Below are 23,433 nucleotides of genomic sequence, written 5' to 3' on the forward strand. Positions count from 1 at the left end.
CCGGATGCGGCTCCGCCGCAGTGTCGTCCGGATGCGGCTCCGCCGCAGTGTCGTCCGGATGCGGCTCCGCCGCAGTGTCGTCCGGATGCGGCTCCGCCGCAGTGTCGTCCGGATGCGGCTCCGCCGCAGTGTCGTCCGGATGCGGCTCCGCCGCGGTGTCGTCCGGATGCGGCTCCGCCGCGGTGTCGTCCGGATGCGGTTGCGGCGCAGGGATTCCCCGCGCCTCCCACTCGCCGGTCAGGTCCACCCAGTCGATGCCCTCCCCCACCGGTTCGGCACCTGCCACGGTCAACCCGACGGTGGCGCCGCTGTCGCGCAGGACGGTCTCGACGCGGGCGGGCGGCTGCGCCGGGTCGACGGACACCCACGCCGCGCCGGTCCGGGCGACGGCCCACACCGCGAGCGGCCAGCATTCCCCGCGCGGCACGGCCACGGCGACCACGTCGCCGCGGGTCACGCCGCGGGCGCGCAGTTCCCCGGCGACGACGTCGGCGCGGGCGGCGAGCCCGGCGTAGGTCCAGGCGACGGCCCCGGCCCGCACGGCGATGGCGCCGGGGTGGGTGCGGGCGGTGGCGGCCAGGAGCTGCGGCAGCGTGCGCGGCGCCGCGGCGGGCGCGGACAACGGCGCCGGCGCGGAGGCAGCGAGGTCGCCGACGGCGGTGCCGGGGTCGGCGAGCGCGGCGCCGAGCAGCGCGACGTAGTCGTCGAGCAGCGCGCCCGCGGTGGCGGGGTCGAACAGGTCGGTGGCGTACACGAGGCGCACGTCGATGCCGCCATCGCCGTCGCGTTCGGTGACGTCCCAGGTGAGGTCGAACTGCGCGGCCGGGGTGCCGGCATCGAATTCGCGCACGCGCAGGCCGGGCAGCTGCGGCAGGTCCTCCCCCGCGGGCACCGTGCGGTGGGCGAGCAGCACCTGGAACAGCGGATGGTGGGTGCCGCGGACCGGCGCGACCCGCGCGACGACCCGGTCGAACGGGACGTCCGCGTGCGCGAGGGCGTCGAGGTCGGTGGTGCGGATGCGGCGCAGCAGGTCCCCGAACGGCTCGTCCCCGGCGACGGTCGTGCGCAGGGTGAGGGTGCCGACGAACATGCCGACGAGGGCGTGCAGGCGCGGGTCGGCGCGCCCGGCGACGGCGGTGCCGACGGCGATGTCGGCGCGGCCGCTGCGGCGGGCGAGCAGCGCGGCGAGCGCCGCGTGCAGCACCATGAAGCCGGTCGCGTCGTGGGCCCGCGCGACGTCGCGGACGCGGCGGTGGGTGCCGGCGTCGAGGTGGGCGGTGACGGCGCCGCCGCGGTGGCTGGGCCGCGCGGGCCGGGGCCGGTCGGTGGGCAGCGGCAGCGGCGTGTCGGGCAGGCCCGCGAGAGTCGTTGCCCAGTGGTCGAGTTGGCGGGCGGTGAGGCTGTCCGGGTCGGCGGGGTCGCCGAGCAGGTCGCGTTGCCAGCGGGCGTAGTCGCGGTAGCGCACGGGCAGCGGCCACCAGATCGGCTCCGCCCCGGCGAGGCGGGCGGCGTAGGCGTGCTGCAGGTCGGTCAGCAGCGGCGCGACGGAGCCGCCGTCGAACGCGATGTGGTGGACCGCGGCGGCGAGCACCCATTCGTGGGCGCCGAGTTCGATCAACCGGATCCGCAGCGGCGCGTCGGCGGTGAGGTCGAACGGCGCGGTGATCACCTCGGCGACGGCGGCGGCCGGGTCGGTGCCCGGAACCGCTTCGAGCACAGGCGGATCGACCTCGGCTGCGACGCCGTCGGGGTAGGCGGTGCGCAGGATCTCGTGCCGGGCGGCGACGTCGGCGACGGCCGCGGCCAGCGCGGCGGTGTCGAGGTCGCCGGTCAGGTGCAGCGCGACGGGCACGGTGTAGGCGGCGCTGCCGGGCTCGGCGCGGCCGAGGAGCCACAGTCGCTGTTGCGCGGGCGCGAGCGGGGTGGGGGCGTCGTCGTCGTAGCGGCGCAACGGGATCCGGGTGCGGTCGCCGTCGCGGATGTGGGCGGCGAGCGCCGCGAGGGTCGGTGCCTGCAGCACGGCGCGGACGGGCACGTCGGTGCCGAAGGCGTCGGCGAGGCGGGCGGCGAGGACGACGGCGGACAGCGAGTCACCGCCGGCGGCGAAGAACCCGGCGTGGATGTCGGGCCGGGTGCCGAGCACGCTCTCGGCGACGGTGACGACGAGGTCCTCGACGTCGGTGAGCGGCCGGTCGTCGGCGGGCGCGTCCCCGGCGGTGTCGAGGTCGCGCAGGGCTGCGGTGTCGACTTCGCGCAGGGCTGCGGTGTCGAGTTTGCCGTTGACGGTGGTGGGCAGTTCCGGCAGCAGCCGCAGCCGCGTCGGCATGCGGTGCGGCGGCACCACGTCGGCGAGCCCGGCGAGCACGCGGCTCGGCTCGACACCCGGATCGGCGGCGGCGAAGGCGACGAGCGCACCGCCCGCGGCCAGCGCGACGGCGTGCCGGATGCCGGGCTGCGCGAGCAGGGCGGCCTCGAGTTCCCCGGGTTCGATGCGCACGCCGCGGACCTTGAGCTGCCGGTCGGTGCGGCCCCGGAAGGCGAGGGTGCCGTCGGGACGGCGGTGCACCAGGTCGCCGGTGCGGTAGCGGCGGGTGCCGCCGGGGGCGGCGACGAACCGCTGCGCGGTGAGCGCGGGGGCGCCGAGGTAGCCGAGCGCGACGGATTCCCCGGCCAGGTACAGCTCGCCGACGGCGTCGTCGGGCACCGGGCGCAGGCGGGCGTCGAGGACGTGCGCGACGGTGCCGGGGACGGGCCGGCCGATGCCGCCGCGGCCGTCGACGTCGGTGAGGGTCGCGACGATGGTGGCCTCGGTGGGCCCGTACGCGTCGAGCATGTGCCGGCCGTCGGTCCAGCGGGCGGCGAGCGCGGGCGGCAGGGTTTCGCCGCCGGACGCGACGACCCGCAGGTCGGGCAGCTCGTGCGGGTCGAGGGTGCCGAGCACCGCGGGGGTGGACAGGTAGTGGGTGATGCGCTGCGCGCGCAGCAGCCGCTGCAGGTCCTCCCCCGCGTACACCTCCGGCGGGGCGACGACGAGGGTCGCGCCGGTGGTGTGGGCGAGCAGGATCTCGAGCAGGGCCGCGTCGAACGCCGGATGGTAGCCCTGCAGCACGCGGTCGCCGGGTCCGACGCGGTAGCGGCGGGCGGCCTCGGCGGCGAGCGGGGCGAGGCCGGCGTGGGTGACGGCGACGCGTTTGGGCGCCCCGGTCGAGCCGGAGGTCGACACGACGTACGCGACGTTCGCCGGCGCCGGGCCGGCCGCGTCGGGGGCGCCGGTGAACGCGGCGCCGGTCTTGGTGATCGCCCACAGCCGCAGCACGTACTCGAGGCCGCGGGGCCGGTCGATGGGCACGACGGTGCCGGGGCCGGCGCCGGCGGCGCGCAGTTCGTCGGCGAGCGCGTCGGAGCGGGCGTCGAGTTCGCGGTAGGTCAGGGCGGTGTCGCCCTCGCGCAGGGCTTCCCGGTCGGGGTGCGCGGCGGCGGTGGCGCGCAGCAGGTCCGGCAGGGGTCGGGCCGGGGCGGGGGCGGCGCCGGTCAGCGGCGCGGCGGGACGGTCGACGGGCAGGTCCCCGACGGTGGTGTCGGGCGCGGCGACGAGGTGCCGCAGGACGGCGACGAACCGGTCCGCGAGCCGCCGCGCGGTGGGTCCGGCGAACCGCGACGCGTCGTGCACGAGGGTGCCGGCGTAGCCGTCCGCGGCGGGCGCGAACGCGAACTGCAGGTCGAATTTCGGTGCGCCGCGGACGATCTCCTCGGCCTCGACGGTGAGGTCCCCGATCCGGGTGGGGGCGAGGGTGAAGTCCTGCAGGGCGAGCGCGACCTGCGGGGCGCGGCCGGGCAGGCCGGCGAGGATCTGCTCGTAGGGCACCCCGGCGTGGTCGAGGGCGGCGACGTCGAAGTCGCGGACCTGCGCGAGGAGCCCGGCGAACGGCATGTCGGGTTCCACGCGGGCGCGCAGCACGAGGGTCTCGAGGAACGGGCCGACGAGGTCCTCGACCTGCGCCCAGCGGCGGGCGGAGACCACGGCGGCGACGGCGACGTCGTGTCCGGCGCCGACGCGGGCGAGCAGCACCGACAGCGCGGCGTGCAGCACCATGAACTCGGTGGCGGCGTGGGCCCGCGCGAGCTCTGCGATCCCGGCGCGCACGTCGGCGGGCACCTCGAACGCGACGGTCCCGGCCTCCTGCTCCGACGACTCCGTCTCCGAATACCCTGCCTGCGTGGGTAATTCGATCGGATCGAGCCCGTCGAGGGCGCGCCGCCAGTGCGCGGCGTCCGCCTCCGGGATCCCGCGCGCCTGTTCCCACAGCGCGTAGTCGGCGTACTGCAGCGGCAGCGGCTCCCACCGCGGCGCCTGCCCGGCCGCGCGGGCGGCGTAGGCGACGGCGAGGTCGCGCAGCAGCGGCGCGAGCGACGCCCCGTCCGCCGCGGCGTGGTCCACGGCGAGGCGCAGGCGCCGTGGTGTCCTTTCGGTCCCCTCGAGGTCCCAATGGACACCACGGTCCGCCAGGACCTGATGCGGGCCCTGCTCGTCGACGACGATGCGGGTGCGCAGGATCTCGTGCCGCGCCACCACGTCGCCGAGCGCGGCCTCGAGGGCGGGCACGTCGAGCGGGCCGGTCAGGCGCACGTCGGCGCGCAGCAGGTAGGCGTCGGGGTCGAGGCGGCTGAGCCCCCACAGGCGACGTTGCGCCCGGCTGAGCGGGATCCGGGCGGGGCGCGGGTGGACGGGCACCGGCCCGGCCTCGACGTCGAGTCCGCCGGCGTCGAGCGCGGCGGCGAGCCCCTCGACGGTGGGGTGCTCGAAGATCAGCCGCAGCGGCACGGCGACGCCGGTCTCCTCGCGCAGCCGGCCCACGAGCACGGTCGCGAGCAGCGAGTTGCCGCCGACGGCGAAGAAGTCGTCGGTCCTGCCGACCGGGGAGTCGAGCAGTTCGCCGTAGACCCGCGCGACGAGCGCCTCGGTCCCGGTGCCGGGCTCGTCCCGCCCGCCGAGGTCGGGGGCGGGCAGCCGCGCGACGTCGAGCTTGCCGTGCGCGGTGCGCGGCACCGCGTCGAGCGGCACGACGGCGACGGGCACGAGGTGGGCGGGCAGGCTCTGCCGCAGCCGCCCGCGCGCGTCCTCGGCGTCGACGCCGGCGGGCACGACGTAGGAGACGAGCGCCCCGTCGCGCACGACGGTCGCGGCCTGCTCGACGCCGGGCACGGTCCGCAGCGCGGCGTCGACCTCGCCCGGTTCGATGCGCACGCCCCGCAGCTTGACCTGATCGTCGCTGCGCCCCACGAACCGCAACGCGACCCCGCCGCCGGTGTGTCCTTTGGGCTGCTCCGGCCACCCAAAGGACACACCGGCCCAGCGGGCCAGGTCGCCCGTGCGGTACCGGCGACGACCGCCGTCGGCGGCGACGAACCGCGTCGCGGTGCGGCCCGGGTCGTCGCGGTACCCGTCGGCGAGCCGCTCCCCCGCCAGGTACAGCTCGCCGGCCACGCCGGTGGGCACGGGCCGCAGCCGTTCGTCGAGCACGACGGCCTGGACCCCGCGCACGGGGGTGCCGATCACGACGTCCGCGCCGGGCGCCAGCGGCGACGAACAAGTCGCGAAGACGGTGGCCTCGGCGGGGCCGTATCCGTTGTAGAGGCGACGGCCCGCACCCCACCGGGCGACGAGCTCGTCGCTCACGGCCTCGCCGCCCAGCATGAGCACCCGCAGGTCGGGCAGCGCCCGCGGCGGCACGGTCGCCAGCGCCGACGGGGTGACGCACGCGTGCGTGATGCGCTCGCCGGCGAGCAGGTCGGCGAGGGCGTCGCCGCCGTACGCGTCGGGCCCGGCGACGACGAGGGTCGCGCCGGCGGTGCCCGCGACGAGCAGCTCGAGCATCGCCGCGTCGAAGCTCGGCGACGCGACGTGCAGCATCCGGTCGCCGGGCGCGGCGGCGAACCGCTCGGCGAGGTCCTCGGCGAGGGCGCTCACCCCCCGGTGGGTGATGGTGACGCCCTTGGGGTTTCCGCTGGTTCCGGAGGTGAACACCAGGTAGGCGGGCGCGCCGGCGCCCGGGTCGGCCACCTCGACACCGTCACCGTGAAAGCCGCCACCGTGGGAGCCGGCGACATCGAGCCAGGTCACGGCGGCAGGCAGCGACCCGCGGTGCGCGGCGCCGGTGACGCCGACGGTCGCGTCGCCGAGCATCGCGGCGAGCCGCGCGGCGGGCTGGGCGGGGTCGACGAGCATCGGGGCGGCTCCGAGCCGGGCGATGCCCCACACGGCGACGACGGAGTCGAGCGAGCGGGGCAGCGCGCACGCGACGGCCGTGCCGGGCCGGGCGCCGGCGGCGTGCAGCCGGGCGGCGAGCGCGTCGGCGCGCGCGAGCAGCTGCGGGTAGGTCAGTTCGGTGTCGCCGTCGCGCACGGCCACACCGTCGCCGCCGCGGGCGGCGCCGGCGGCCAACCACTGCCACAGCGTCCGCGCCGGGGCCGGCTCGGGGCCGGCGGCGGGGACCAGCGCGGCGCGTTCCCGCTCGGTGAGCAGGTCGATGTCGCCGATCCGCACGGCCGGGTCGGCGACGGCGGCCCGCAGGATCGCGACGTACCGGTCGGCGAACGCGGCGACGGTGCCCGCGTCGTACAGGTCGGTGGCGTAGGCGAATTCGAGGTCGACGCCGGGGCCGGTCTCGGTGACGACGAGCTGGACGTCGAAGTTGGCGTGCTCGTCGGCCACCGGCAGCACCCGCGCGGTCAGGCCGGGCAGCTCGAACGCGTCGACGGTGGGGCGGCGCAGCGACAGGGCGACCTGGAACAGCGGATGCCGGGCGGGGTTGCGGGCGGGATTGAGGCGTTCGACGAGGGTCTCGAACGGCGCGTCGGGGTGGGTGTAGGCGGCGAGGTCGCGGGCGTGGACCTCGGCGAGCAGGTCGGCGAAGGTGGCGTCCGGGTCGACGGGGGTGCGCAGGACGAGGGTCCCGGCGAACATGCCGACGAGGGCGTCGAGCTGCGGGTCGCCGCGCCCGGCGACGACGGTGCCGACGGCGATGTCGTCGCCGGCGCCGTGCCGGGCCAGCAGCACGGCCAGCGCCGCGTGCAGCACCATGAACGTCGTCGCGCGACCGTCCCGGGCGAGCCGCGAAACACCTGCGGCCACCGCATGATCCACCGCCACCCCGTGGGTGGCACCGCGGCCGGTCGGGCGCGCGGGCCGCGGCCGGTCGCCGGGCAGGGTCACCTCGTCGGGCAGGCCGGCGAGCACGGTCGCCCAGTGCGCGAGCTGGCCGTCGGCGCCGGCGCGCTGCCAGCGGCTGAAGTCGGTGTACTGCACCGGCAGCGGCGCCCACCGCGGCGCCTGCCCGGCGCGCCGGGCGGTGTAGGCGTCGACGAGGTCGCCCAGCAGCGGGGTGAGCGACCATTCGTCGGCGGCGATGTGGTGCACCACCACCGCGAGCACGTGCCGCCGCGGCGCGAGCCGGTACAGCCGCATCCGCACCGGCGTCTCGCGGGTGAGATCGAAGCCGGGGGCGGCGAACTCGCGGACGAACTCGTCGAGCCCCTCGGCGGGCACGGCGACGGGCTCGAGGCCGGGCCGCGCGACGGGCCGCACCACCTGCGCGGTGGCGTCGGGGTACACGGTGCGCAGGGTGCGGTGCCGGTCGAGGACGTCGGCGACGGCGGCGGTGAGCGCCGCGACGTCGAGCCGGCCGTCGAGCCGCACCGCGAACGGCAGGTTGTAGCTGCCGGATCCGGGGTCGAGCCGGTTGACGAACCACAGCCGCTGCTGCGCCGGCGACAGCGGCGCCGGGGTGTCGTCGCCGGCCGCGACGAGCGGGGCACGGCGACGGCCGGTGCCGGCGCGGGCGGCGAGCAGCGCGGCGAGGTCGGCGACGGTGGCGGCGTCGAACACGTCGCGGACGGTGACGTCGACGTCGGCGATGTCGGCGAGGCGCCCGGCGAGGCGGGTCGCGAGCAGCGAGTTGCCGCCGAGGTCGAAGAAGTCGTCGCCGGCGCCGACGGGCCCGGCGCCGAGCAGTTCCCGGAACACCTCGGCGACGAGTTCCTCGAGCGGCCCGTGCGGGGCGAGGCCGCCGGTGGGGGCGACGGCGGGTGCGGGCAGGGCCGCGCGGTCGAGCTTGCCGTTGGCGGTGCGCGGCAGCGCATCCAGGGCGACGGCGGCGGCGGGCACGAGGTAGTCGGGCAGGGTGCGGCGCAGCGCGCGCAGCGCCCCGGTGGGTGAGCCGCCGACGAGGTAGGCGACGAGCCGGTCGTCGCGCAGCACCACCACGGCCTGGGTGACGCCGTCGCAGCGCAGCAGGGCGGCCTCGATCTCGCCGGGTTCGATGCGGTAGCCGCGCAGCTCGAGCTGGTCGTCGGCGCGGCCCCGGTGGTGCAGCACCCCGTCGCGGCCGCGGCGGCCGAGGTCGCCGGTCCGGTAGCGGCGGGCGCCGCCGGGCGCGGCGACGAACCGGGTGGCGGTCAGGCCGGGGCGGCCGCGGTAGCCGCGGGCGAGTTGGCCTCCGGCGACGTAGAGTTCGCCGACGGTGCCGGGCGGGGTGCGGCGCAGCGACCGGTCCAGGATCTGCACGTCGAGCCCGGGCAGCGGCCGCCCGACGCCGGGCTCGGCGGCGGGGCCGCGGGTGACGTGCACGGTGGTCTCGGTGATGCCGAACATGTTCACCGCGCGCACGTGCGGCCGGTCCGCGAGCCACGGCCGGACCCGCCCGGGGTCGAGGGCTTCGCCGCCGAGGATCAGCAGCCGCAGCGTGGGCAGCGCGGTGTCGACGGTGGCGAGCTGGCCGAACGCGGTGGGCGTCTGGTTGAGGACGGTGACGCCCTCGCCGTCGAGCAGCGCGGCGAACGCCCCGGGGTCGCGGGCGGTGTAGTGGTCGACGACGACGAGCCGCCCGCCGGTGGTGAGCGCCCCCCACATCTCCCACACGGAGAAGTCGAACGCCGGGGAGTGGAACAGGGTCCACACGTCGCGCGGGCCGAACCCGACGTCGCCGGTGGCGGCGAACACCGCCGCGGCGGCCTCGTGCCCGACGAGCACGCCCTTGGGGGTGCCGGTGGAGCCGGAGGTGTAGATCAGGTACGCGCCGGCACCGGCGGGCACGGCCGCGTCGAACGCGGCGCCGGCGTCCAGGCGTTGCCGAACCTCGGGCGCATCGACGTGCAGGAGAGCCACATCCGTGTCGACCGCGAACCCGGTGTCGCACAGCACCGCGGCGGGGGCGGCGTCGTCGAGCAGGGCGCGCAGCCGCGCCGGCGGGTGGGTGACGTCCAGCGGCAGGTACACGGCGCCGGCGCGGGCGACGGCGAGGATCGCCACCACCAGGTCGAGCGAGCGGGGCAGCGCGACGGCGACGACGTCCTCGACGCCGAGCCCGCGCTCGGCGAGCATTTCGGCGAGCGCCCCGGAGCGGGCGTGCAGCTGGGCGTAGGTCAGGGTGTCGTCGCCGTGGGTGAGCGCGACCGCGTCGGGGCGGCGGCGTGCCTGCTCGGCAACCAGCGCGGGCAGCGTGGCCGTGTCGGGGGCCGGCCGGGGTGCGGACGCGTCGTCGTCGGGGCCGAGCAGGTCGATGCCGCCGACGGCGACGGCCGGGTCGGCGGTGACCACGTCGAGGATGCGCAGCAGGAACGGCGCCCACGCGGCGACGGTGTCGTGGTCGAACAGGCCGCGGTCGTAGGTGAGCACCCCGTCGAGCCCGGTGGGGGTGCCGGCGTCGGAGCGGGTCTCGCGGACGGTGACCTCGAGGTCGAATCGGGCCGTGCCGGTGGATATCTCGCGCACCCCGGTCACGCCGGGCACGTCGAGGCCGTCCAGCGCGAAGCTCTCGTAGGCGAGCATCACCTGGAAGACCGGGTGGTGCCGCGACGCGGAGGCGCCGAGGGCGTCGACGACCCGGTCGAACGGCACGTCGGCGTGCGCGAACGCGTCGAGGTCGACGCGGCGGGCGTCGGCGAGCAGTTCCGCGAACGTCGCGCGGGCCGGCACGGGCAGCCGCAGCGCGACGGTGCCGACGAACATGCCGGCCACGTCGTCGAGCATCGGGTCGACCCGCCCGGAGACGGGGGTGCCGACGGTGACGTCCTCGGCGGCGGCCAGGGTCGCGAGCAGCACGGCGAGCGCGGCGTGCACGACCATGAACGTCGTCGCGTCGTGGGCGCGGGCCAGCTTGTCGACGGCGGCGTGCAGTTCGGCGGGCACCGAGAAGCGCACGCGCCCGGCGGCGCCGTCGCCGTCGCCGCGGGGACGGTCGGTGGGCAGGGCCAGCAGCGGCGGGGCGCCGACGAGGGTGCGAGTCCAGTGCGCGAGCTGGCGGGCGGCGAGGCTGTCGGCGTCGGCCGGGTCGCCGAGCAGGGTGTGCTGCCAGCGGGCGTAGTCGCGGTAGGTGACGGGCAGCGGCGGCCACGCCGGGGTGCGCCCGTCGCGCCGGGCGGCGTAGGCGAGCGCGAGGTCGCGGCCGAGCGGCAGCAGCGACAGCCCGTCGACGGCGATGTGGTGCAGCACCACCGCGAGGGTGTAGCCGGCGCCGGTGCGGTAGAGGCGGGTGCGCAGCGGCGGGTCGACGGTGAGATCGAAACCGGTGCAGGCGAATTCGGTGAGGGCGTCGTCGAGGTCGGCGGGTGTCGCGTGTGGCGCGAGGTCGAGGGCGACGCCGGGCAGCACCCGCTGTGTCGGCCCGTCCGGGCCGTCGGGGTGGACGGTGCGCAGCACGGCGTGCCGGGCGATCACGTCCGCGGCGGCGGCCGCGAGGGCGTCGAGGTCGGTGCCGGCGGCGAGGTCGACGGCGAACGCGACGTGGTCGCCGGGGGCGGCGTCGGCGACGTCGAGCCGGTTGGCGAGCCACATCCGCTGCTGCGCCGGCGCGAGCGGCACCGGACCGGTGTCGCCGGTCGGCAGCAGCGGAAGGCGTTCGCCGGCAATCGGATCGGACACGGCGACGGCGAGGCCGGCGACGGTGGGGTGCTCGAAGATCTCCCGCACGCCGACGCGGTGGCCGGCGACCGCGCCGAGGCGCGCGGCGAGCCGGGTGGCGAGCAGCGAGTTGCCGCCGAGCGCGAAGAAGTCGTCGTCGGCGGCGACGGCGGGCACGTCGAGCAGGTCGGCGACGACGCCGGCGACGAGTTCCTCGGCGGCGCTGCGATATCCGGTGCTCGGGCGGTCCGGGTCTGCGGTGGGTTCGGGCAGCGCGGCGCGGTCGATCTTGCCGGTGCTCGTGAGCGGCAGCGCGTCGAGGACGGTGACCGTGGCGGGCACCATGTGCCGTGGCAGCCGCGCGGCGACGAACTCCCGCAGCTCTGCCGGGTCGAGGCGGGCGGGGTCGGGACCGTGTACGTACGCGACGAGCGCCTCGCCCCGCACGACGGTGACGGCGGCGGCGACCGCGGGATGCCCGGCGAGGGTGGCGTCGATCTCGCCGAGTTCGATGCGGAACCCGCGGAGCTTGACCTGATGGTCGACCCGCCCGACGAACTCGAGGGCGGCTCCGCCGCCGGTGTGTCCTTTGGGCTGCTCCGGCCGCCCAAAGGGCACACCGCTCCATCGCACCCTGTCGCCCGTGCGGTACATGCGACCGCCGCCGAACGGGGACGCGACGAAGCGGCTCGCGGTCAGGCTCGGCATTCCGAGGTAGCCGCGGGCCAGGCCCGGCCCGGCGAGGTACAGCTCGCCGACCACGCCGACGGGCACGGGCCGCAGCCGCGGGCCGAGCACGAGCGCGGTGACGCCGTCGAGGCCGGTGCCGATGGTCAGCCGCTCCCCCGGCACGAGCGGCGCGCTGGCGGTGGCGAGCACGGTGGTCTCGGTGGGCCCGTACACGTTGAGCATGGTCCGGCCGGGCGCCCACCGGGCCGCGGTCTCGGCCGGCCACGCCTCGCCGCCGACGGCGAGCACGCGCAGCGCGTCCAGGCCCGCGGGGTCCAGTTGGGCAGGCACGGCCGGGGTGGAGAACCAGTGCGTGATGCGCTCGGCGCGCAGCAGTTCGAGCAGGTCCTCGCCGCCGTACACGTCCGGCGGCGCGACGACGAGGGTGCCCCCGGCCGCGGCCGCCAGGAGGTATTCGAGCACCGACGCGTCGAACGCGGGCGACGCGAAGTGCAGCACCCGCGCCTGCGGGTCGAGGTCCATCCGGCTGCGCAGCGCCCCGACGAGCGGCGCGAGCCCCCGGTGGGTGACGACGACGCCCTTCGGCGTGCCGGTCGAGCCGGAGGTGTAGACGAGGTACGCGGCGTGGTCGGGCCGCAGCGGACGCACCCGGTCGGCGTCGGTGATCGGCGCCGACCGCGCGGATCCGGCGGCCGGGTCGACGAGTGCGACGCCGTCGGGCAGCGACGTGCCGGGCCGGGCGACGACGTGCCGCACCCCGGCGTCGGCGAGGATCCGGGCGATCCGCACCGCGGGCTGCGCAGGGTCGACGGGCACGAACGCCGCCCCGGTCAGCGCGACGGCGGCCACCACGCGCACCGAGTCCACCGACCGCGGCAGCAGAATCGCCACCCGATCCTCCGGGCCGAGACCGCGCTCGATCAGGTGCCACGCCAACGGTGTTGCGGCGGCGATCAACTCGACCGGCACGCCGCCCGGGGCCGCGACCAGCAGAGGGTGCGCGGCGAGCAGCTCCGGCAACGTCGCGACCGGACCGGGGTCTGCCAGGACGACCTCGGGGGCGCCGAGCTCGAGATCGCCGACGGGTGCCTGCGGCGCGGCGACGGCCGCGTCGAGCACCGCGTGCAGGCGGGCCACCGCGGCGGCGACCGTCGCGCGCTCGAACAGGGCACCGTCGTAGATCACCCGTCCGCACAGCGAGCCGTCGGGAAGCTCGCGCACCGCGACCTCCACGTCGAACCGGGCGCGGCCGGACGGGATCTCCTCGGCGCGCACCCTCAGCCCGGGCAGCGCGAGGTCGGGCACGGCGACGTTGTCGTAGGCGAGCATCACCTGGAACGGCGCGAATCCGAGCGCGTCGACGACACGGTCGAACGGCACCGTCGCGTGCGCGTAGGCGTCGAGGTCCGCGCGACGGGCGGCGGCGAGCAGCTCGATGAACGACGCGGCCGGGTCCACGTCGAGCCGCAGCGCGACGGTGCCGACGAACATGCCGACGAGACGCTCGAGGTCGGGGTGCTCGCGGCCGGCCGTGCCGGAGCCGACGGCGACGTCGCGCCCCCCGGTCCACGCCGACAGCCACACGGCGACGGCGGCGTGCACCGCCATGAACGCGGTGGCGTCGTGCGCGGCGGCCAGGCGGCGCAGCGCCTCGAACCGCGTGGCGGGGACGGCGAATTCGAGCGATTCGGCCGCTCCGGGGCGGCCGGGGCGGGGACGGTCGGTGGGCAGGGTCGGCGCCTCGCCCAGCCCGGCGAGCGCGGTGGTCCAGTGCGCGAGTTCGCGGGCGGCGAGGCTGTCCGGGTCGTCCGCGTCGCCGAGCAGGGCGCGGTGCCAGCGGGCGTAGTCGGAGTACCGCAGCGACAACGGTTCCCACCGCGGGCCGTGTCCGGCGGCGCGGGCGGCGTAGGCGGCAGCGAGGTCGAGGGTCAGCGGCACGAACGACGCGCCGTCCATGGCGATGTGGTGGGCGACTACGGCGACCACGTGCCGGTCCGGGCCCACGCGCAGCAGCCGCACCCGCAGCGGGATGCCGGTGGCGAGGTCGAACGGTGCGGCGGCCCACTCGGCGATCAGGGCGTCCACGTCGGCCGGGTCGACGGGTTCGACGTCGAGGGCGGGCAGCACCTCGGCCACGGGCCGGACCCGTTGCCGCGGGCCGGTTTCGGTGTAGACGGTGCGCAGGATCTCGTGCCGGTCGAGGACGTCGCCGACCGCGGCGCGCAGCGCGGCCACGTCGAGGGTGCCGTCGAGGTGCAGCGCGAACGGCAGGTGGTAGGCGGCGGTGTCACCCTGCGCGAGCAGCCACAGCCGTCGCTGGGCGGGGGCGAGCGGCGCGGGCGTGTCGTCGTCCGAGCGGGTGGGCGCGGGCATCGCGGCGGCCGGTCCGGCGTCGACGGCCGCGGCGAGTCCGGCGACGGTGGGATGGTCGAACACGTCGCGCAGGTGTACGTCGCGGCCGAGCGCGGCCCCGAGCCGCGCCGCGAGCTGTGCCGCGCCGAGCGAATGCCCGCCGAGGGCGAAGAAGTTCGCGTCCGCCCCCACCCGGTCGACGCCGACGATCTCGCACATCAGCTGCGCGACGAGCGTCTCGGTCGGGCCGGTCGGCGTGCGCGAGCCGGTGGCCGTGTCGACAGCCGGGGCGGGCAGGGCGCGACGGTCGATCTTGCCGCCCGGGGTGAGCGGCAGCGCGTCGAGCACGGTGACCGTCGCGGGCCGCAGGTAGGCGGGCAGGCGCTCGGCGAGGCGGGCGTGCACGTCGTCGGGCTCGACGTCACCGACGACGTAGGCCGCGAGGGTGTCGCCGCGGACGACGACGGCCGCGCTCGCGACGTCGCCGAGACCCGTGAGCGCCGCCTCGACCTCGCCGGGTTCGATGCGGTAGCCGCGAATCTTCACCTGCCGGTCGGCGCGCCCGACGAACTCCAGGACGTCCCCGCCGCCCGTGCGCGTTTCTGGTAGCTCCGACGACCAGAAACGCGCACGGCTCCAGCGCACCAGGTCTCCTGTGCGGTACACGCGGCCGAACGGCGACGCGACGAACCGGGCCGCGGTCAGCGCCGGGTCGCCGAGGTATCCACGCGCGACGGCCGGCCCACCCAGGTACAGCTCGCCGACCGCGCCGACGGGCACCGGGTGCAGCCGCGCGTCGAGCACGACGGCCGTCACGCCGTGGACGGGTGCGCCGATGGGCACTCCCCCACCCGGCCGCAGCGGCTCGCTGAGCATGGCGAGGACGGTGGTCTCGGTGGGCCCGTACGCGTTGAGCATCGTGCGCCCGCGCGACCACCGGTCGGCGACGTCGCTCGCCAGGGCCTCGCCGCCCGCGTCGAGCATCCGCAGCGCCGGCAGGTCGGCCTCGGGCGTGACGGCCAAGACGGCGGGCGCGGTGATCGCGTGGGTGACGGCCTGCTCGCGCAGCAGCGCGGCCAGGTCCGGTCCGCCGACCACGTCGGGCGGGCAGACCACGAGGGTGGCGCCGGTGTCGAAGGCCAGCAGCAGTTCCTGCAGCGACGCGTCGAAACTCGGGGCGGCCAGGTGCAGCACGCGCGACGCGGCGTCGGCCGGGTACCGCTCCCGCAGCGTCGCGACGAGTTCGGCGAGACCGCGGTGGCCGACGGCGACGGCCTTGGGGGTGCCCGTGGAGCCGGACGTGTGGATCACCCACGCGAGGTGGTCGGGGTGCAGCGGACGCAGCCGTTCGCCCGCGTCGAACGGCGCCGGCGACACCTCGCCGCCCGCCGGATCCACGCGGGTCACGCCGTCGGGCAGGGCGACGTCGTCGCCGCACACCGCGACGGGCACGTCGCGCAGCAGTTCAGCGAGCCGCAGCGCCGGGGTGCCCGGATCGATCGGGGTGTAGGCGGCGCCGGCCTTGGCGACGGCCCACAGCGCCACCACCGCGCCGACCGAGCGCGGCAGCAGCACCGCGACCCGGTCGTCGGGTCCCGCGCCGCACGCAATCAGCCTGCGCGCGAGCGCAGTTGAACGATCGTCCAGTTCCCGGTAGGTCAGCGCGGCGGCGCCGTCGCGCACGGCGACGCGGTCCGAGCCGGCGTGCGCGGTGAGCACGTCGGGCAGCAGGAGTACGTCCTCGACGTGCGGGCCACGCGCGGGGACGAGGTCGGCGAGTTCGCCGGGCGCCGCGAGCGGCAGGTCGCCCACCGCGTGGTCGGCCGACCGCGCGAACGCGCCGAGGAAGTCCAGGAACCGCCGGTGGTGCCGGGCGAGCGTCTCGTCGCCGTACAGGCGCGGGTTGGCCTCGAAGTCCACCCGCGTGCTGCGCCCGGCGATCCCGGCGTACACGTTCACCGACAGGTCGTCGACCGGGCCGGTGGAGAGCAGGTTGTAGTCGCCGGAGATGTCGCCGTACGCGTACTCCGGGTTGAACATCATCAGGTTCACCACGGGCCCGAACGCGCTGCGGGTCTCCCGGTGATCGCCGACGGCGTGCAGGTCGCGCAGCATGTCCTCGTAGCGGTACCGCTGGTGCCGCAGCGCCCCGGTCAGCTCCACCTGTACGCGCCGCACCAGCTCGGCGACGGTCACGTCCGGTTCCACGCCCACCCGCAGCGGCACGATGTTCGAGATCGAGCCCGCCGAGCGGCGCAGCGGCGCGGTGGTGCGGGCCGAGACCGGCAGGCTCAGCGCGACGTCCGTGGTGCCGGTCATGCGGGCCAGGTAGGCGGCGAAGGCGGCGACGACGATCGGGACGTCGGTGGAGTTGGCGTCGCGGGCCAGCTCGGCGACGGCGTCGGTCACCTCGGCGCCGAGCGCCGCACCGACGTGTCGGCACGGCATCGAGGGGGCGGCGGAGCCGGCGGCGAGCGTGACGGGCGGCGGCAGGTCCACCAGGCGCTGCCTCCAATGCTCGCGGTCAGTGGCCTGCCTGGTGCTGCCGACGTAGGCGAGCTCGTGTTCGGCGATCTGCTCGAGGCTCATCGCCGCGAGCGGCGCCGGCGCCTCCCCGCGCGCCCACGCCGTGTACAGCTCCGCGCTGCGGCCGAGCATCACCATCCCGCCGTGCCCGTCGAGGGCGAGGTGGTGGATGTAGGTGAAGAGGTAGAAGTGCTCGTCGGCGAGCTGGATCAGCGTGGTGGCAATGAGCCGGTCGCGCAGCGGGTCGAGCGGACGGGTGTAGGTCTCGTCCATCCACCGTCGCGCCTCGGCCTCGGGGTCGTCGTGGCCGCGCAGGTCCAGGTAGCCGGGGTAGTCGTCGACGTCGGGAATCACCCGTTGCCGCGGCTCGCCGTCGACCATCTCGAGGAACAGCGTGCCGGATTCGACCTCGCGGGCGGCCCGGTTGCAGGCCGCGCGGATCAGGTCCGCGTCGAGCGGGCCGTGCAGGTCCAGGTACTGGGCGATGGTGAACGGGACGTCCGGGGTGAGCTGCTGAGCAAACCACAGTCCACGCTGACTCGTGGACATGGCAAAAGACGGCACCGCACCCCCTCGTTTTCCCTCGAGACCGACGGGCGTGCAGTGGAACCCCTCGATCGACCACGGCGTGGACGCCTCCCTGCATCCATCACCGTCGAATACATCGACCCTAACGATCCTGAGCGTTACTCACCACTCGAACCGACCATCCGACCGGTTTCTCGGATATGGTCGCCGCGGAGGAATCGAAGGGGGTTTGACCGCGTGAACGATGTTACCGACGAGTCACTTTCGCCGGAACCACGCCGGCGCAAGGTGCGCCGACGCAAGACCGACGAGCAGATCGCCGCCGAGCGCCACAAGCGCCGGACCATCGCGATCGGTTGCACCGCAGGAGCGGTCGTCGTCGTCGGCCTCGGCACCTGGCTGGCTTACGAAGGGCTGCAGGCGAAGTCGAGCCTCGAGCAGGCCCGGGAGTACGCCACGAGCTCGAAAAATGCTCTGCTGGCCGGTGATACCGAGACGGCCCTGCGCACCGCCGGCGACGCCGACAAGTACGCGAAGCAGGCCCAGGATTCCACCCACTCGCTGCCGTGGAGCATCGCCGCGGCAATCCCATGGCTCGGCAGCCCCTTCGCCTCGAGCCAGCAGATGAGCGACGTTGTGACAGGCCTCACATCGGATGTTCTGGTGCCTGCCGTGGATGCCGGCTCGGCGGTCTCACCCGATCAGCTGATCCTCGACGGCGCCCGCATCAACCTCGCCGCACTGCGCGACGCCGCCCCCGTCCTGGAGACCACCGCGGCGGCGGCGGCCGAACTGGACGCGCGCGCGCAGAACATCGACGGCACCTACCTCGGCCTGATCGACGACGCCCGCGTCCAATTGCAGGACCAGACAGCCGAATTGTCCGGTTTGCTCCACAACACTTCCCTCGCGGCCGAGATCGCGCCGGCCATGCTGGGTGCCGACGGGCCGCGCAGCTACTTCATCGGATTCCAGACCAACGCGGAGGCCCGGGGCACGGGCGGCCTGCTCGGCGGGTTCGGCATCGTCCGCGCGGCCGACGGTGCGGTGCGGGTCGACGACCTGGCGAGCAACCGGGAACTGCGCACGAACTACCAGCCCATCGACCTCGGACCCGACTTCGCCCGCACCTACGGGCACAGCCGGCCGACGGTGGACTTCCGCAACAGCAATGTCAGCTCCCATTTCCCGTACGCGGCGCAGATCTGGCAGTCGATCTGGCAGCAGGAGTCGGGCGAGCGGGTCGACGGTGCGGTCGCCACCGATCCGGTGGCGCTGAGCTACGTCCTCGAGGTGGTCGGCCCGGTGACGTTGCCGGGCGGCGAGAAGATCACGGCCGACAACGTCGTCGAACTGACCGAATCCACGGCGTATTCGCGCTTCGGCGACGATCAGGCCGCCCGCAAGCGGTATCTGGAAACCGTCGCGTCGGCGGTCGTCCAGAAGATGACGGGCAGCATCAGCCGGCCGCAGGCACTTCTAGAGGCACTCGGCCGCGCCGCGAGCGAAGGACGCCTGGCGTTGTGGAGCGACGATCCTCAAGAGCAGGAAACTCTGGAGCGCACAAAACTGGGACACGTGGTCCCTGACGACCCTGCCCCATACGCCGGTGTCGTAGTCAACAACCTCGGAGGAAACAAGCTCGACTACTACCTCCGGCGGGAAATCGAATACACCGCAGGGTCGTGCGACGGGGACACCCGAGAGTCGACGGTGACTGTACGGCTAACCAACGACCTTCCAGAGGGTAACCACACGACCTACGTCGCCGGCATGTTCGACAACCCGGTGGGCGCACCATTCGGCACTAATCTGGTCGATCTGTCGCTAGTGGCCACCCAGCGCGCTCGCCTCGAGAGGGTGACGGTGGACGGCGTGCCCGCAATGCAGTTCACCGGGGCTGAAATGAAGCACCCCGTCTACAGTGTCCAACTCCCAATCGAGCAGGGGCACACGGCGGAGATAATCTTCGAGCTAACCGAGCCAAGTTCGCACGGAACCGCAAGACTTACCTTTCAGCCACTTGTCGACTCCCCCGAGGCTATCGTGGAAGTGCCTACGTGCTGAGCGTCGGAATCGTTACCGACGCCGGACCCTGATTCTATGGCCACGACGCCACCGCAACCGGGCCGACTCCCAAAGAGCGATGCCGAATCCGCACAGGGAGAGTAGATCTCCCTCGGTAATGCCGTGGTCAGGATTCAAGGTGTACAAAACCTCACCTTCGAGCGGCCCGTTGAATGGCAACCACATGAACGACGAAACAACCAGGGCAGCAACGGAAACCACATGCGGTCGAGCGAGACACCAAGCAGCAGAAGCGAAAATCGAGCACATGAAGACCAGGGGACGAAACAAATATACCGCAGTCGTCTCCATTCCTATCCCCTCACTCCAGCCAACCAGAGAAGAAGTGTTACACTTAGCCCTTCCGGGCCTCATCTAGTAATCTTCTTCCACGACCAACACGCTAAAATGGCGAGTCCAAGCAAGCATATTAAATCTATCCAATCACTGAAGATCCGCAGATCATTTGCACCCGAGGGAATTCTCACACGAGTAGACCTTGAATCGCGCAGGATCGCTAGGACCATCACCAATCATTTGCAACCACTGGGAGAAAAATGAAGCCCCGGGCACTTCGACAAAGCACAATTGGTAGAGTGTTCTGCAAGTTCTACACAAGGATTCCAATGCGATCCAAGATTCTCAGCTGGATCTCCAAATGCGAAGGCGGCGAGTTCTACTCTGCTACGCTTCGATACATCCTCGAGGAGCACTACGGTGTAGAAGTTGGTCCATACTCCTATGGCTCTCTGCTCACTCCGGGGTACGCCGATCGCTGCACCCGGATCGGCTCGTACGTTTCCATTGGGCCCAACGTTCGTAGATTCGGGGCGGCGCATCCACTGGATGCGCCCAGCATGCATCCATTCTGGTACAACCCTCGACTCGGCTACGTTGACGATCGCGCAGATGTCGACAGGACCCCATGCGAGATTGAACACGACGCATGGGTCGGGGCCAACGTCACGATACTGCCGGGGTGCCGCAAGATCGGTGTTGGCGCCGTCATCGGAGCTGGCTCAGTCGTCACCTCTGACGTAGAACCATTTGCCATTGTAGTCGGCAACCCAGCCCGGCCAATCGGACAGAGACTCACCGCCGAACTCCGCGACGAGCTGCTCGAACTCCACCCATGGACAAAAGAGCCGGCAGAGTTTCAACAACTCTTGCGGCACTTGGACACTACGCGAACAATGGAATCGAGCGAAGAACCAAATTCAAGAGATTAGCGCCCCAGATCGGCAGAGCCGTACGGCAATAGAACGAAGAGTCGCTCTGATCTGACCTACACATCTCCGACCGGAGGGCGTCACACAATCCCGGAGCTTCTTCCTGCCAATAGGCGCAGTCCATGCACGATTCCTCGCGCGGAAGCCGTGAACTTGCGGACTCGCTGCGATTCCTCGCGGAACGGACGAACGCCAATTCGCAATGCTTCCAGGATGGCCGATACGCCAACGAGTCCGCCGAGTCCGAAGTATTCCCCAAGAATCAGGATTCGATTGCGCTGCATGTAAAAATAGTAGAGCGCGCTCTTGCCGGAATCATTGGCCGTCCCGCCGACCGCGTGCCAAATCGCCACCGATGGGACAATTACCATCTTCATGCCGCGTTGGTGCGCACGAATACACAATTCTGCATCTTCCCAGTACATGAACAAATCTTCCCGAAATCCGCCCAGTCGACGCCAGGCCAATCCGCGAATCATCATAGCCGCGCCAGTTACAAAAGTGCACTCCGTAATAACGTCGGGCGCGTCGCTCCAATGGCAAGTCCGGCCACGCCGCGAATCGAAATTTCCACCGCCATACCACACTCGCTCACTCGGATCCGTGACGATCAACGGTGACGCGATGTCGGCTCCACTGTCGGAAAGGGCCGTCATCAGAGCGACCGCTGTATCCGGGCGAACGACCGTATCCGGGTTTAGAATCCAGATATGCGACTCGTCGCTCGGGTTCAACGCCTTCACACCTCGGTTGACACCGGCTCCGAACCCTAGGTTAGACGACATCTGAATGCAGTCAACGCCGAAGCGGGACGCCGCAGACCTAATTCTCGACCATTCACACATATCGTCGGAATTATCGACGATCATAAGAGCTGTAATAGGCGTGAGGTCGAGACTCTCAAGTAGTTCCGTCAGCAGACCCGACGAGTAGTAGTTGACGACCACCACATAGATTTCGCGCGACACATTAGACAAAGCAATTCACCCCATTATCGAGTCAGAGCTTGAAATCGCGCAGCACCGACTACTTGCCACGCGAGAATAAGATGGAGAAGGCGGCACGCACAGCAGGCCTCCGAGGTACCCAGTCGAGCAGTCCGATGCCGAGCGCTTTGGACGCCACCACCGAGGTGATCCAAAAACCCGCCGCGGACGCAATAGAGGCGCCAATCAATCCGAATGGCATGCTCAATGCAATCAATAGCACCGTACCTCCGGCAAAGCCGACGAACTGAGCCGCACTCGCTTCTCTCGATTTTCCGTCTGCGATCAAAGACGACGTCAACACGAAGTTGCATATGACAGAAACCGAGCCAATGGCTAGCACAATCGTTGCGGGAACCGCAGGACCAAAGGCCGATCCAAACGCCCACGGTATTACCACGGGCGAAAGCGCCGAAATTATAACCGCAATAACTACTCCCAAATAGCACGAAGCCTGCAACGCGAGAATGACCTTATTTCGACGCTCCGTATTCACGGCGCGAGCGACATCGCCGAAGACCGCGGAACTAATTGCTTGACCAACCGGAGCCGGCGCGAGGGCGACGTTGATAGCGACAGCGTAAAATCCGAGAGCCGCGCTTCCAATAAGCGGCAACAGGACTAGCTGGTTCAGTCGATACGATGCAATCTCTGAAATTTGCGCACCAGAAGCCGCAATCGATTCTCGAACTAGGGAACGGATCGAGTACTTCGGGCCTCTCCACGACACCGGGAGGAACGTCGCGGTCAACAAAAAACCCAGAGCGATTGCTACAGTCTGGGCAGCGACTACGGTCGTAACGGTGAGTGCACTAAGAAAAGCAAGACCGAGAATGACGACAAAAAAAACAATTGGTTGCGCAATATTAATGCAGGATATTCGGCGAAAGTCAGAACGGACCACCAGGGCACTGACAATTGAATTGCGATGAACTACAAGCGGCGTGAGCGCCAGTCCGGCAATAAGCCACGCATTCGCCCCAGCGGGCATATTCGCAAACAAAGTGTAAACGAGAATTGCTCCGACTGCGAGACTCGGAATGACGGAGAATGCTGAGACCAAGCGCGCGGATCGAATAATCGAATTAACATCCACTGAGTTGGCAGCCTTTTGGCGTACGGCCCACGGCAGGCCGAGCCCCATTGCAATCGGCACGATCATCAACGTTGTCATAGCCGCAGCCGTTAGGCCTCTGCCTTCGGGACCAATTGCTCGGGCGATCAACGGCGAGGTGAGGAGGGCCAAAAGTGCGCCAGCGATGCGCGTAACGACCAGACCCGCGGGGCGGTCAAGCACCTCGGCCACCGTGTAGGCGGGCCAAATTTGCACCGCCCACCGCTGTGGGCGGGCAATCGCCCGCTAGCACTTGTAGTGCGCGTCGCTGTTCGGCTCGCCGTTCTTCCAACACAACGGCGCACCTTTCACGTAGCCGGGGAATCTGTTGCACCATCGCTCGAACCGCAGCGACAATCGAATCGGAGTCGGGATCCGTGTACACCGCCGCGTCTTCATAGAAGCTACGCAATACTTCGAAGTTGGCCGTGACCTGCGGCTTCCCGCACAGTAGTGCCTCGTAGCCGGCGCGCTGCATCGTCAGATCTCGTGTCGTAAGCGCAACGACTCCGTCTGACACGTCGATAAGACGCCAGTACTCATCATTGGAAAGGTATCCAGAGAACTCTACGTTCGATGATACGGCCGAGCGAACCCACTGAGGAGGACGCCCAGTCAATATGAAACGAAACTCCGGCATTCTGCGAATTGCGTCGATCAATTCTGCAATCGGTTCGTCATTCGCGTATCCGAGCGGGCATACCAGCGTGGGATGGCGATCGGCTCCTGGAGTCTCAACTTCCCCCGTAGGCGCAGTCGGTCTGTGCAAGATATCGTGAAGCACGAATGCGCGGACACCACTGGACTCACAGACTTCAGCCAATGGAATATTCGTGACGATTGCCTTATGTCCCTGCAACATTCGAAGCGATAACTTCCGGGCCCATCTCCACTTGGGATCGAGGAAGAATCCCGTGTGCAGATCGGCAACTATCGACACCTTCTTGCTAGTAGCAGCCAGAACGATCATCAAAACCGGAAACGGGGGCAGCATAATTATTACCTGCCGATAGTGCGAACCGCGAACCAGACTCCACGTTGCGC

The 23,433-nt window shown here is 71.9% G+C and carries 5 protein-coding genes; 1 reads left to right on the forward strand and 4 read right to left on the reverse strand.

Annotated features, from left to right (window positions below; all coding sequences use genetic code 11):
* Positions 1–17,014, reverse strand: a 17,014-nt coding sequence (locus tag G6039_RS22265) for a non-ribosomal peptide synthetase (RefSeq protein WP_241258871.1), incomplete at its 3' end; no start/stop codon positions are given.
* Between the two features lie 267 nt (positions 17,015–17,281).
* On the opposite strand from G6039_RS22265, the gene G6039_RS22270 reads away from it, so the two are divergent.
* Positions 17,282–19,060, forward strand: coding sequence for a DUF4012 domain-containing protein (locus G6039_RS22270; protein WP_043803006.1), 1,779 nt, complete (start codon positions 17,282–17,284; stop codon positions 19,058–19,060).
* A 1,309-nt stretch (positions 19,061–20,369) separates the two neighbouring features.
* Here the strand turns inward: G6039_RS22270 and G6039_RS22275 are convergent.
* From G6039_RS22275 to G6039_RS31480, 3 genes are read right to left on the reverse strand one after another with little or no spacing between them, the layout of a single operon-like run.
* Positions 20,370–21,257 (reverse strand): glycosyltransferase, encoded by an 888-nt coding sequence (locus tag G6039_RS22275; RefSeq protein WP_161780466.1) that lies wholly within the window; start codon positions 21,255–21,257, stop codon positions 20,370–20,372.
* Positions 21,258–21,315: 58 nt separating this feature from the next.
* Positions 21,316–22,605 carry an oligosaccharide flippase family protein gene (locus G6039_RS22280; protein ID WP_338148585.1) on the reverse strand — a complete coding sequence of 430 codons (1,290 nt, stop codon included), beginning with the start codon at positions 22,603–22,605 and terminating at the stop codon, positions 21,316–21,318.
* A complete protein-coding gene (locus G6039_RS31480) occupies positions 22,565–23,383 on the reverse strand; it encodes a glycosyltransferase family protein (protein WP_152103841.1) in 819 nt (272 codons plus the stop codon). Before G6039_RS31480 ends, G6039_RS22280 begins: the two co-directional genes overlap by 41 nt.
* Between the last annotated feature and the right edge of the window lie 50 nt (positions 23,384–23,433).

The sequence above is a fragment of the Rhodococcus aetherivorans genome, assembly GCF_011058165.1.
Taxonomy (GTDB): Bacteria; Actinomycetota; Actinomycetes; order Mycobacteriales; family Mycobacteriaceae; genus Rhodococcus; species Rhodococcus aetherivorans.

Excerpts from the sequence above, each read along its gene's own strand:
- G6039_RS31480 (WP_152103841.1), bottom strand. The coding sequence starts at position 23,383 with ATGCTGCCCCCGTTTCCGGTTTTGATGATCGTTCTGGCTGCTACTAGC.